The following is an 11,953-nucleotide window of genomic DNA, read 5'->3' on the forward strand; positions in this document are numbered from 1 at the left end:
TGGTGAATGTGCTGTTAACCTTATTTCACCTTCTGCGCTTGGCAGGGGGCGGCCCGGCATGATAAATCCCGCCCATCGCAACAGGCGCTGAGCGCGGCCGTCATCCAGGCAACTGGAGAGGCAACCGCGGCGCGACCAGTTCCTGTGCGCGCGGCACCTGTCACCAGGGGCCCCACTCCCAGGAACGTTTCAGCCGGGAGTGAGCCCTATGAAGACCATAATCGAACCTTTCCGCATCAAATCGGTCGAGCCGATCCGCATGACCACGCGCGCCGAGCGCGAGACGCTGCTGAAGGCGGCGGGCTTTAACCTTTTCAAGCTGCATTCAGAGGATGTGATCATCGACCTTCTGACCGATAGCGGCACCTCCGCCATGAGCGCGGCGCAATGGGGCGCGGTGATGACCGGGGACGAAAGCTATGCCGGGGCGCCGAGCTTCTACCGGTTCGAGGCGGCCGTGAAGGACCTGATGGATTTCCGCCACATCATTCCCGCCCATCAGGGCCGGGCGGCCGAACATCTTCTCTTCACGCTGATCGCCAGGAAAGGCGACCTTATCCCCTCCAACACCCATTTTGACACCACGCGCGGCAATATCGAGGCGATGGGGGCCGAGGCGCTGGATATTCCGATTGCCGAGGGGCGCGTGCCGTCGCTCGATCATCCGTTCAAGGGCAATATGGATCTGGCCGCGCTCGAACGTGTGCTCACTGAGGAAGGCCACCGCATTCCCGCCGTGATGATGACCATCACCAACAATGCCGGGGGTGGCCAGCCCGTCAGCCTGGAGAATATCCGGGGGGCGGCCGCGTTGGCGAAAGCGCATGGCAAGGCCTTCTATATTGATGGCTGCCGCTTTGCGGAGAATGCGTGGTTCATCAAGCTGCGCGAGGAAGGGCAGAAAGACCGCTCGATCAAGGAGATCGTGCGGGATTGCTTTGCTGTGGCCGATGGCATGACGATGAGCGCCAAGAAGGATGCCTTCGCCAATATCGGCGGCTGGCTGACCCTCAATGATGACGGCCTAGCCGAACGCGCCCGCACCCTGCTGATCCAGACCGAGGGCTTCCCCACCTATGGCGGCCTTGCCGGGCGCGACCTTGACGCCATTGCCCAGGGGCTCACGGAAATCATCGACGAGGATTACCTGCGCTACCGGGTACGGACGAATGCCTATATCGCCGAGCGGCTGGACGCGATGGGTGTGCCGGTGGTGAAGCCTGCGGGCGGGCATGCCGTGTTCATCGACGCGCGCGCCTTCCTGCCGCATATCCCGCCGCTGGAATATCCCGGCCAGGCGCTGACCTGCGCGATGTATGAAACCGGCGGCATCCGCGCCTGCGAGATCGGCACCGTCATGTTCGGCCGCAAGCCCGATGGAAGCGAAGCGCCTGCCGCGATGGACCTCGTCCGCCTCGCCATGCCCCGGCGCGTCTATACACAGAGCCATGCCGATTATGTGGTGGAAGTTCTGGAAGAAGTGGCCTCAGCAAAGGACAAGCTCAAGGGCCTGCGCATCGTAAAAGAGCCACCGATGATGCGGCATTTCACGGCGGCGTTTGAGCGGCTTTAGGCTTGCAGCCAGATCATCGACCAAGCACCAGCGCTATTTCAGGCGTTGAATGATCAATCGGATCAAATTCGCAAGCCAAAAAAATGGAATGAGAATTATCGGTTGATATCGGGGCTTTTCCATCTCGTATGGGCGTCGAGTTTCTTTTGTCGTCCGGATGTGAACTGGGGCGGGCGCTTTTTCCCTACGAGAGGGTTTTTGAGTTCCGCCAACCGACACAATGTCGAAGTGACCCCAATTGTCGTCAATGTCTCCTCCGAAGATAGGAAGTTTCTGGTCGAGGAATTCTGCGCACTCTTCTGTCAGGATTTGATGCAGCGTTCCGGGTGGAAATCGAGGCGGTTTGAGATTGCTTACCCGAACACGCCTATTCTCAAAAATCAAATCCTTCTCAACTGCAGTGTCTGAATCATAAACCAACATTCGAAGCTTGAACCGACCGTCAGGATAAGCGATGCAAGCCATATCCAAATCATCGTCATTAGATGCTCCAGAAAATACCGGCACACGGACTAGTTCGCTAAGATTCAAACAACCTGCTATGTTCTGAGGCGCGTATTGAAGGTAGTCCGAAAACAATGTCTCATCTGCACCGTTTCTGTGAATCCAGTCCTCGACTTCAGAAAGTTCAGCAGAACGGTCTTTGAGCTGAGCAAAACACTCGGTGCCCGAGTTCGTCAAATTTGGAATTCTCTCGGTCGCGGCCCAAGAGGGATCGACACCAGAATCGAGGAAGAAGATATCGCGAGCCTTATCAAGCAATAGGCGCCAAGGAGGCAACTCCGAAACGGCCTTTAGAGCCTCAATCTCGGCACCGCTTCTGAAAATGACGACCGACACAAAGTATCCCATAGCCTTGAAGTAACGCAATTTCCCTACCCAAGGAAGACAGATTATAATAGCGCATAAGCTAGAATCGCTGGCGAACTGAAGTTCGCTGGGACAGGAAGAAACCAGACCTTTTGCCTCTCCTGCGGCTTGACGGCCTGAGCGGGAAGTCTTCCAGTGTTCGTAAACATGGCGGGAGGAAATGACATGGCCGACGATGGCGCACTGACGCCCTTTCCAGGATTCAAGCGGGGCCGGATTGATGATGAGATTGTCAATCCGGAGCTTTATGCCAGCGAAGAGATCCATGATGTCTATACGCGGCTGAGGCGGGAAGACCCGCTTCACTGGACGCAGCCCGAAGGCTTCCGGCCGTTCTGGTCTGTCACCAAACAGGCCGACATTCTGGAGATCGAGCGCCAGCATCCGATTTTCATCAACAGCGCGCGGACCTATCTCAGCCCGATTGCCGGGGAGGAGTGGATCAAATCCATGACCGGCGACACGCATCTGTTCCGCACGCTGGTCGATCTGGATGACCCCATCCATATGAAACTGCGCGCGCTCACCCAGGGCTGGTTCATGCCGCCCAATCTGCGCAAGCTGGAAGAGCGCATTGCGGGCCTTGCCAAGGAGCATGTCGATCACATGCAGAGCCTTGGGAGCGAGTGCGATTTCGTCAAGGAAGTGGCGCTCTGGTACCCGCTGCGGGTGATCAATTCGATCCTGGGTATTCCGCGCTCGGATGAGAAATTCATCATGAAGATGACGCAGGAAATCTTCGGCCCCGGCGACCCCGATGTGGCCGCCGAGAGCAGCCATGTTTCCGAGGAGGGCGCCTCGATGACCAGCGATCAGGGCGTGGACCTGCTACAGACCGCTCAGGAACTCTTCGCCTATTTCGGCGCAATTACAGCCGACCGCCGCGCCCATCCGAAGGACGATCTCGCCAGCATCATTGCCAATGGCAAGATTGATGGCGCGCCCATCGGCGAGCGCGAGGCGATGAGCTATTACATCATCGTGGCCACCGCGGGCCATGACACGACGAGTTCGACCGCATCCGGCGGCCTCCTGCAACTGATGCGCCACCCCGATCAGCTGATGAAGCTGAAGAATGATCTCTCATTGCTGCCCAATGCCGTGGAAGAGATGATCCGCTGGGTGACCCCGGTGAAGCATTTCATGCGCACGGCCACGCAGGATTATGAGCTGCGCGGCAAGACCCTCCGCAAGGGCGACGGGCTCGCCCTCTTCTACTGGTCGGGAAACCGGGATGAGGAGGTGTTTGATCAGTCCTTCGAATTTAGGGTCGACCGGGACGTGAAGAAGCAGGTGGCCTTCGGGCACGGCGTGCATCTCTGTCTCGGCATGCACCTTGCCCGGATGGAAATCAGGGCTTTGTTTGCGGAGCTTCTGCCGCGCCTTAAATCCATTGAACTCGCCGGTGAACCGAAGAACACCCGCGCCAACTTCGTCTCTGGACTGAAGAGCCTGCCGGTGCGTTTCGAGTTCAACTGAACTCTGAGCATCAAAGAAAAAGCCTTCGCGGAAAGCCCGCGAAGGCTTTTTTTGCCTGAAAGGCAGGGCGCGTTTATCTCACTGCGAAATCCGTCGGCTCTGTGCTCTTGCCTTTGCCGTCGGTTTCGCCTTTGGGCTGGCCGTGCTTGCCGGGGCCCATGAAGCCGAACATGTGGCCGGCCACCTTGCGGATCTGGATCTCCTCGGAGCCTTCGGTGATCCGGTAGCGGCGGTGGTGGCGGTAGATATGCTCGAACGGCTTGTGGCGCGAATAGCCGATGCCGCCATGCACCTGCATCGCCCGGTCGGCCGCTTCGCAGACGAGCCGGTTGGCATAATAGTTACACATCGACACCTTGTCAGAGAGCTTGATCGCCACTTCCGGCTTCGACATCTGGTCCATTTCCCAGGCCGTCTTGAAGATCAGAAGGCGGAGCATTTCCGCCTGCGTGGCAAGCTCCACCAGCGGGAACTGGATCGCCTGATTCGTCGCCAGCGCCTTGCCGAAGGGCTTGCGCTCCAGCGCATACTTGACGCTTTCCTGGATACAGTAGAGCGCCGCGCCGCAGGAGGAGGCCGCCTGGCGGATGCGGTTTTCATGCACGAAATGCTGGGCGAGCGCGAGGCCGCCTTCGGGCGGGCCGAACACGGCATCTTCGGGCACCCACACATCCTTGATGGTCAGACGCGGGTGGTCAGTCGGCATGTTGAAGGTCCACATATACTCTTCAATGATCACGCCGGGATCGCGCGCCGGAATCAGCAGGCAGGTGATGCCCTTGGCGTCGCCATCCTTTCCGCTGGTGCGGCAGAACAGCATGATGTGGGTGGCGACATGCATGCCGGTGATCCACATTTTCTCGCCATTGATCAGCCAGCCATCCTTGCCGTCTTTCTTGTGGCGGACAGCGCGGGTTTCCATATGGGTGGCGTCAGAGCCGTGATGGGGCTCCGTCAGGCCGAAGCAGGCAATGAACTTGCCTTCCAGCGCGGCATTGGCGAGGTGTTTCTGATCAGGCCGGGCAAAATCGCGCAGCATCAGGATCTGCGGGAAGTTGCCGACGATGGAATGTTCGTTCTGCAGGTCATTGTGCAGGCCCAGGCCCTTGCGGGCGAAATGCTCGCGGATGATGGCCATGCCGAGATTGGTGCCGTCCTGGCCGCCAAATTCCTTCGGCAGGGCGTAGCGCAGGTGTCCCGCCTTGTCGGCGCGGCGCTTGGCTTCCTTCAGCAGCTGCTCCCATTCATGGCGCGGCAGGCCGCCATTCTCGAAATCGGTGCGCGCCCACTCCCGGCGGTGGTCGAAGAAACGCTCATTGTCGTCCTGCGCCTGGAGCGGCTTGATCTCGTCTTCGATAAATTTGTCGAGCACCACCAGATAATCGGCGATGTCCTGCGGGATGTTGAAATCCATGGGCGTTTCCTCGGGCTGCGTCAGTATGCGCTCACCTTACGCCCCCTCCTGCGCTGGACAATTTGTGCCGCCGGGGCAATGAAGCCCGCAGAATGTGCTGCAGCGCAGCAAATGGAACGATCCGTTCTCCAAAATCCTGAATTCAGCACTCTGAACGCTTGACGAAATGTTCAGCGTTCTTTAGCCTGAAAATTAGGCAGCAATGCCCCACCCAAAAAATCGCAGCAACAACCAACCGAACACAGGCAACCTCCCATGCTCCGTTCCGCTATCGCCGCTCTGGCTTTCGCTGGTCTCGCCCTTCCGGCTTTCGCCAGCTACACCTTTGAAACCGCTGAACCTGTCTCTCAGAAGCGCGTCATCGCTGAAAGCGTCGTCTGGACCTGCGATGGCTCCGTCTGCACCGGCGATCTGAAGCGCAAAGCCCCGACCGTGCGCGTCTGCAAGAAAATCGCCAAGGAAGTTGGCACCGTGACCGCGTTCCGCAACGCTTCTGCTGAGCTGACCGCTGAAGAACTGGCCGAGTGCAACACCGCCGCCAAGAAATAAGGCTCCCCTCTCCAAGCCTTCCTTCCAAGCCGCCGCGACACACACGCGGCGGCTTTTTTTGTTTCGAAGCGCTTCCTGTTCGTGCGAACATCGGGAAAATTCCGGCCACTTCAGGACCATCGGGGACCGTCCGTGGAAGACAAAGCCAAGCGCTCAATTCGCAAAAGACTGCTGAGTTACTTTCACGCCCATCGGCGTGACATGATTTCAGTTGCCATATTCGTTCCGTCGGTCCTGACCATCGGCATCTACTTGGGAATACAGATGGACCGGCATTTCGTCGTTAAAGACGGCATCAAAAACGGCATCTACTGGTCTTGCAATCATTTTTGGGAAGGCCCTCTCGCTGGAGGAGGCAAACGCTGCGAAGCACGGCTGATCCACGGGACAAACCTGCGCTACCAAACAGGCTGGAAGAACCCCGATATCGGCTCATTGGCCCGCGATATTCCCGTCAATGACAGCCACAAGCTTACTCACGTCGCCTTGCTCACAGACAAGATTTTCGCAAAGACCGATGATGGCGCCTACTACATTATTGCCTTCGAACTTTTCGATAATGGAGGGCACACGCAGAAGGTTTCCGGACCGATGGACGAAAGCTTATTTGTTGAGCAGGCACCTGACACCACTCTGAACTGGATGCCGGTCCACACCCCCTAACATCAAGATGTCGCCATGCAGAAACCAGAAGCCGGATGCGGCGCCGCCATTCTAGACGGGCAAGGCCGCCTTCTCCTGATCCAGCACATGAGAGAACCTGAGGCAGGCGCCTGGGGCCTGTCCGGCGGCAAGATCATTTCGGCGAACGCGCGCAGGACACGGCCCGGCGGGAAATCCGGGAAGAACTCGGCATCCAATTTTGTGCAGTTTGCGGGCATTTCGCAATTCACCGCGATGTTAACTTACATTTGGCAAAAATCGTGATTAGCTTCTCCTTGCGCTGGATGGTCCAGGGCAAAAGAACGTGCGTGTTGCACGCCTGAAAGGAGGTGATCCAATGTCGAGTGAGAAACCAGGTGAGGCCGTTGGGTCTGTATCCTATGGTGTCTGGCTGGAGCAGCCTCCAGTCCGCGCCTAGAGATACAGGTTCGGCGCTGAAACGCGCCGCGATCTGACGGGCCCCACGGGGCTCACGGGAGCCGCCCTTCGACAGGGCGGCTTCTTTGTTTCTGCTGATGATGAAACAGGTTCGCGATCAGAGTGAATTTGCGCTAACTAGCCGCGTTCCAAGGATTCCGGAGTACCCCGACCATGACAGCTTTGACCCACACACCCTCTGGCTGGACGATCGGCGGAAATGGCCCTTTGGCCGTCATGGCCGGGCTCAACGTCCTTGAAGATGAAGGCCTGGCCCTCGAAGTCGGCGCAGAATTGAAGCGCATCTGCGCGGCGCTGGGGCTGCCCTATGTGTTCAAGGCAAGCTTCGACAAGGCAAACCGCTCCTCCATAAAATCCTATCGCGGACCGGGGCTGGACGCGGGCCTCAAGATCCTCGCCAGCATCAAGGCTAAGCTGGGCGTGCCGGTGGTGACCGATCTGCATGAGCCCTTCCAGGCAGAGCCGGTGGCAGAAGTTGCCGACATCATCCAGCTGCCCGCCTTCCTTGTGCGCCAGACTGATCTGGTGATTGCCGTGGCCAAAGCTGCCGCCAAGGAGAAGGCCCTGATCCAGGCCAAGAAGGCTCAGTTCATGGCGCCGTGGGACGCAAAGAACATCCTGACGAAAATTGCTGAAGTCTCACCGGAAACCGGTGTGATCCTGTGCGAGCGCGGCGTCAGCTTCGGATATAACAATCTGGTCGTCGACATGCTCTCCATTCCGGAGATGAAGAAGCTCGGCTGCCCGGTGACGATCGACGCGACCCATGCCGTCCAGCTTCCCGGAGCCGACCCCCGCACGGCCGGCGCCTCCACCGGTGGCCGCCGGGACGGCGTTTCCATCATCGCCAAATCGGCCGTGGCCGCAGGCGCTGACGGGGTGTTCCTGGAGTTCCACACCGATCCGGACAAGGCGCTTTGTGATGGCCCAAGCTGCCTGCCCCTATCCGCCGCCAGCGAGCTTCTCGCGACCTTGAAACGCATTCATCAGGCGTTGAATGGCGAGTAGGCTGTTGCCTGTGATGAATCCGCCCACAGTTTCCGTCATCATCATCAACTATAATGGCGGCGCATTCCTGCAGCAGGCAGTCAATTCCCTCAGCCGGCAGACCTTCCGGGATTTCGAGCTGATCGTCTTTGATAATGCGTCAACGGACGGATCTGCCGAAACGCTTGACCTTTCAGGCGTTCCCGCCGGGCGATTGGTGCGCAGCCCGGAGAACATCGGATTTGCCGGCGGGAACAACCGTGCCGCAGACCTTGCCACCGGCAAATGGCTGGCCCTGCTCAATCCTGACACTGTTGCGGAGCCCGACTGGCTGGAAAAGCTGCTCGCGGCTGCCGATGCGCATCCTGATTGCCGCAACTTCGCCTCAGCTCAATTTGATCTGAACTCGGCCGATACACTCGATGGCGCGGGAGACGCCTATCTTGTCTTTGGTATTCCCTGGCGGGGCGGGTTCGGGAGGCCGGCAAGCGAGCTTCCAGGCATGGGATGGTGTTTCAGCGCGTGCGGCGCCGCAGCCATGTATGATCTGGCCCTGTTCCGCGAAATCGGCGGCTTCGATGAGCGCTTCTTCTGCTATTGCGAAGATGTCGATCTGGGATTTCGCCTGCAGCTGGCCGGGCATGATTGCCTGTTCGTCAACACGGCAGTTGTTCATCACGCCGGAAGCGGAATTACCGGACGGGCGAGCGTTTTCTCCACCTATCACGGAACGCGCAACAGGATCTGGACCTACTTCAAGAACATGCCGCCGGGGATCCTTCTGGCAACCCTGCCCGGCCATATCGCATTGACACTCTACATCATTGCCAGAAACGCTTTCACGCCGCGCTTCAAGCCCATGTTGCGGGGCCTTGCTGATGGCGTTGCGGGGCTGCCGGCCATTTACAGGCCATCCGTCTGGAAGTTGCCCCGGCGCGCGCTGAAAACGCGCCGGCTTCTTTCAAGAATGACCTGGAACCCCTGGCTCATGAGCACACGCAAGGCGCATGTCCGTGATCTGACGAGCAAGCCTGCCGATCAGTGATCGCTCAAGAGCAGGTGACGCAGATAGTCGCCATATTCGTTCTTGTACCCGGCCGCGAGCTTTTCCACCTGCGCGTCGTCAATGAAGCCGCAGCGCCAGGCAACCTCTTCGGGACACGCAACCTTCAGTCCCTGGCGTTTCTCCAGTGTCTGGACGAATTGCGAGGCCTGGATCAGCCCATCAAACGTGCCTGCATCAAGCCAGGCCGTGCCACGCGGAAGGCGCTTTACATCAAGCTGCCCCTTCTGCAGATAAAATTCATTGATTGTGGTGATTTCAAGTTCTCCGCGAGCGGATGGTTTCACCTCACGCGCGATATCAACGACCTGATTATCATAAAAATAGAGGCCGGTGACCGCCCAGTTACTCTTTGGTTTTGTGGGCTTCTCTTCGATCGAGAGAGCCTTCCCTTGACGGTCGATCTCAACCACGCCGAACTCGCTGGGGTTGGTCACCTGAAACGCAAAAACTTCAGCGCCCGATTGCAGTTGGCCAGCTTCCTGAAGGTCTCCGCGCAGGCCCGCTCCGTAGAACATATTGTCGCCCAGCGCCAAGGCGCTTGAGCCGCCGCGCACAAAGTCAGCGCCGATCAGAAATGCCTCGGCAAGGCCGCGCGCCTCTGCCTGTTCGGCATAGCTGAAATTCATGCCCCAATCTTCACCTGATCCTAAAAGGCGCTGATAGGCCGGCAGAGCCTCCGGCATGGAAATGATCAGCATGTCCCGTATTCCAGCCATCATCAACGTGGTGACCGGATGGAAAATCATCGGCTTGTCATACACAGGCAGAAGCTGTTTCGAAACGCCCCGCGTAATTGGGTACAGACGTGTGCCCTTACCACCGGCGAGAATAATTCCCTTCATGCGCTCCAACCTTTCGTTTTTACGAGTTCTTCGACCACGCTGCGGGTGCTTGACCGCCAATCCGAAAGCCCAACCCCATAGACCGCCGCCAGACGGCTGCAATCCAGCCGAGAGTTGGAGGGCCGCCGCGTTGGTGTTGGATACTCGGCAGTCGTGATCCGTTTGACATGGGCCGAAGGGCCGCCTGCGGCCGAACTGACGGCAAATATTTCTTCGGCAAACTCCGCCCAGCTGGCTTCGCCGGCCCCCGTCATATGAAAGACGCCGGGAACAATCGCCTTGGGATTTGTGGCATACTGAAGCGCGATGGCCCACAAGGCGGCGGCAATATCGTTCGCACTCGTCGGGTTTCCGCGCTGATCATGCACAACGGCCAGTTCATCACGGCCATCTGCAACGCGCAGCATGGTCTTGGCAAAATTCTTGCCCCACGGGCTGTAGACCCAGGCAGTCCGCAGGATCACCGCCTGCGGATTGCTTTCCGCAACGCGCTGTTCGCCTTCAAGTTTGGATTGGCCATACACTCCAAGCGGATTGACCGCGTCCGTTTCAAGATACGGATCCGGCTTTTCGCCGTTGAACACGTAATCCGTGGAGAGATGAAGGATGGGCGCGCCCCGGGCGGCTGCTGCCTGCGCCAGCGCGCCGGCCGCCGCCGCGTTGACGAGCCTGGCTTCGTCCGGCTCGCTTTCCGCCTGATCAACGGCCGTGTACGCAGCCGCGTTGATCACCAGATCCGGCGCGACATCGTCTACTACACGCGCGATTTGATCGGCGTCTCTTATGTCGAGTTCCGGACGGCCAAGGCAGACGGCCTGGACACGATCAACGGGCGCGGAAGCGGCAAGCGCACGGGCAACCTGCCCGCCTCTGCCTGCCACGAGAACGTTTAATCTGGACATCTTGAACTCTTTAAACAGAATAGGTTGCCTGCTCAGGCATTTGCTTTTTCTGCAAGGCCCAGACGCTGCCCTGAATAGACATTATTCCGGAGGGGCCCCCACCAGGCTTCATTTTCCAGATACCAGGCGATCGTCTTGCGAAGCCCGGAATCGAAATTCTCCTGGGCGCGCCAGCCAAGTTCGCCCTCCAGCTTCGTTGCATCAATGGCATACCGGTGATCATGACCGGGACGATCTGTAACAAAAGTGATCAAATTGCGGCGAGGCTGAGCAACAGGGCGCACGCGGTCAAGTTCGTCGCAAATCGCCTCGACAACCTGCAGGTTAGTCCGCTCGTTCCGTCCGCCGACATTATAGGTTTCGCCCGGGCGTCCCTTTGATGCGATCAGGGCAAGCGCGCGCGCATGGTCTTCGACAAACAGCCAGTCACGAATGTTGTCACCCTTCCCGTAAACCGGTAGCGGCTTGCCTTCGAGGGCATTGAGCGTGACCAGCGGAATCAGCTTCTCGGGAAAGTGGTAGGGCCCGTAATTATTGGAACAGTTGGACACAACAACCGGCAGACCATAGGTGCGCTGCCAGGCTTTGGCCAAATGATCAGACGCGGCTTTTGAAGCGGAATAGGGAGAGGACGGGTCGTAAGGGGTCTCTTCGGTGAAAAGACCGTCCTCGCCAAGGGAACCGTACACCTCGTCTGTAGACACATGCAGGAAGCGGAAGCTGTCCTTGTCTGCGCCGGAAAGGCCATTCCAATAAGCCCGCGCCGCTTCAAGCATGCTGTAGGTACCGACCACGTTGGTCTCAACAAAGGCCTGAGGCCCTGAAATGGAACGATCCACATGGCTTTCAGCCGCAAGGTGCAGGATCTGCTGGGGCTTTTCGCGAGCGATGATTTCCGCCATCATTGATTGATTGCAGATATCCTCGACAATCAGTTTGACTCGGCCCGTCCCTTCCACCGGAGCGATGCTCTCGCGTGTGGCGGCATACGTCATCTTGTCTATCACGACGACATCTGCACCGAGATCGGCAACCAGATGCCGGACAACTGCTGAGCCGATAAAGCCAACGCCGCCTGTTACAATTACTTTAGGCATTAGCCCTCTCGCCTCCAAGGAACATTACTCATCCAGGTCGCAACGTGACTAGGCCGCACTACCCAATTTTTCA

Annotated in this window: 11 protein-coding genes; 6 read left to right on the forward strand and 5 right to left on the reverse strand. The window is 58.5% G+C overall.

Annotated elements, in window-relative coordinates:
• Positions 1-208: 208 nt before the first annotated feature.
• Positions 209-1,573 carry a tryptophanase gene (locus ACQKI2_RS15060; RefSeq protein WP_427380423.1) on the forward strand — a complete coding sequence of 455 codons (1,365 nt, stop codon included), beginning with the start codon at positions 209-211 and terminating at the stop codon, positions 1,571-1,573.
• A 33-nt stretch (positions 1,574-1,606) separates the two neighbouring features.
• Here the strand turns inward: ACQKI2_RS15060 and ACQKI2_RS15065 are convergent, their stop codons facing one another.
• A complete protein-coding gene (locus ACQKI2_RS15065; protein WP_427380424.1) occupies positions 1,607-2,413 on the reverse strand; it encodes a hypothetical protein in 807 nt (268 codons plus the stop codon).
• A 195-nt stretch (positions 2,414-2,608) separates the two neighbouring features.
• On the opposite strand from ACQKI2_RS15065, the gene ACQKI2_RS15070 reads away from it, so the two are divergent.
• Positions 2,609-3,922: a cytochrome P450 gene (locus ACQKI2_RS15070; RefSeq protein ID WP_427380425.1), complete on the forward strand. Its 1,314-nt coding sequence runs from the start codon at positions 2,609-2,611 to the stop codon at positions 3,920-3,922.
• 73 nt (positions 3,923-3,995) lie between these two features.
• On the opposite strand, the gene ACQKI2_RS15075 is transcribed toward ACQKI2_RS15070, so the two are convergent.
• The gene (locus ACQKI2_RS15075) at positions 3,996-5,336 is read right to left on the reverse strand and encodes an acyl-CoA dehydrogenase family protein (RefSeq protein ID WP_427380426.1); all 1,341 of its coding nucleotides are present in this window, start codon (positions 5,334-5,336) and stop codon (positions 3,996-3,998) included.
• Positions 5,337-5,591: 255 nt separating this feature from the next.
• On the opposite strand from ACQKI2_RS15075, the gene ACQKI2_RS15080 reads away from it, so the two are divergent.
• The 4 genes from ACQKI2_RS15080 to ACQKI2_RS15095 all read left to right on the forward strand — a co-directional run bounded on the left by ACQKI2_RS15080 (position 5,592) and on the right by ACQKI2_RS15095 (position 9,018).
• A complete protein-coding gene (locus ACQKI2_RS15080) occupies positions 5,592-5,885 on the forward strand; it encodes a CC_3452 family protein (RefSeq protein WP_427380427.1) in 294 nt (97 codons plus the stop codon).
• A 132-nt stretch (positions 5,886-6,017) separates the two neighbouring features.
• Positions 6,018-6,548, forward strand: a complete 531-nt coding sequence (locus ACQKI2_RS15085) for a hypothetical protein (RefSeq protein WP_114104992.1) — start codon at positions 6,018-6,020, stop codon at positions 6,546-6,548.
• Positions 6,549-7,139: 591 nt separating this feature from the next.
• On the forward strand, positions 7,140-7,994 hold the full coding sequence (gene kdsA, locus ACQKI2_RS15090) for a 3-deoxy-8-phosphooctulonate synthase (RefSeq protein WP_427380428.1): 855 nt from the start codon (positions 7,140-7,142) through the stop codon (positions 7,992-7,994).
• Between the two features lie 13 nt (positions 7,995-8,007).
• A complete protein-coding gene (locus ACQKI2_RS15095) occupies positions 8,008-9,018 on the forward strand; it encodes a glycosyltransferase family 2 protein (RefSeq protein ID WP_427380429.1) in 1,011 nt (336 codons plus the stop codon).
• On the opposite strand, the gene rfbA is transcribed toward ACQKI2_RS15095, so the two are convergent.
• From rfbA to rfbB, 3 genes are read right to left on the reverse strand one after another with little or no spacing between them, the layout of a single operon-like run.
• Positions 9,012-9,881, reverse strand: a complete 870-nt coding sequence (gene rfbA, locus ACQKI2_RS15100; RefSeq protein ID WP_427380463.1) for a glucose-1-phosphate thymidylyltransferase RfbA — start codon at positions 9,879-9,881, stop codon at positions 9,012-9,014. The genes ACQKI2_RS15095 and rfbA overlap by 7 nt on opposite strands.
• Entirely contained in the window at positions 9,878-10,783 is a 906-nt protein-coding gene (gene rfbD / locus ACQKI2_RS15105; protein ID WP_427380430.1) for a dTDP-4-dehydrorhamnose reductase, read from the reverse strand. The genes rfbA and rfbD overlap by 4 nt, the downstream gene beginning before the upstream one ends.
• Before the next feature lie 32 nt (positions 10,784-10,815).
• Entirely contained in the window at positions 10,816-11,880 is a 1,065-nt protein-coding gene (gene rfbB, locus ACQKI2_RS15110) for a dTDP-glucose 4,6-dehydratase (protein ID WP_427380464.1), read from the reverse strand.
• Positions 11,881-11,953 lie beyond the last annotated feature (73 nt).

The organism is Hyphomonas sp. NPDC076881 (genome assembly GCF_050269995.1).
In the GTDB taxonomy this organism is placed as follows: Bacteria; Pseudomonadota; Alphaproteobacteria; order Caulobacterales; family Hyphomonadaceae; genus Hyphomonas.

What these genes read in the sequence shown, in the direction of transcription:
- ACQKI2_RS15060 (WP_427380423.1), top strand. Translation starts at nt 209, where the DNA reads ATGAAGACCATAATCGAACCTTTCCGCATCAAATCGGTCGAGCCGATC.
- ACQKI2_RS15070 (WP_427380425.1), top strand. Translation starts at nt 2,609, where the DNA reads ATGGCCGACGATGGCGCACTGACGCCCTTTCCAGGATTCAAGCGGGGC.
- ACQKI2_RS15075 (WP_427380426.1), bottom strand. Translation starts at nt 5,336, where the DNA reads ATGGATTTCAACATCCCGCAGGACATCGCCGATTATCTGGTGGTGCTC.
- ACQKI2_RS15080 (WP_427380427.1), top strand. Translation starts at nt 5,592, where the DNA reads ATGCTCCGTTCCGCTATCGCCGCTCTGGCTTTCGCTGGTCTCGCCCTT.
- kdsA (WP_427380428.1), top strand. Translation starts at nt 7,140, where the DNA reads ATGACAGCTTTGACCCACACACCCTCTGGCTGGACGATCGGCGGAAAT.
- ACQKI2_RS15095 (WP_427380429.1), top strand. Translation starts at nt 8,008, where the DNA reads ATGAATCCGCCCACAGTTTCCGTCATCATCATCAACTATAATGGCGGC.
- rfbA (WP_427380463.1), bottom strand. Translation starts at nt 9,881, where the DNA reads ATGAAGGGAATTATTCTCGCCGGTGGTAAGGGCACACGTCTGTACCCA.
- rfbD (WP_427380430.1), bottom strand. Translation starts at nt 10,783, where the DNA reads ATGTCCAGATTAAACGTTCTCGTGGCAGGCAGAGGCGGGCAGGTTGCC.
- rfbB (WP_427380464.1), bottom strand. Translation starts at nt 11,880, where the DNA reads ATGCCTAAAGTAATTGTAACAGGCGGCGTTGGCTTTATCGGCTCAGCA.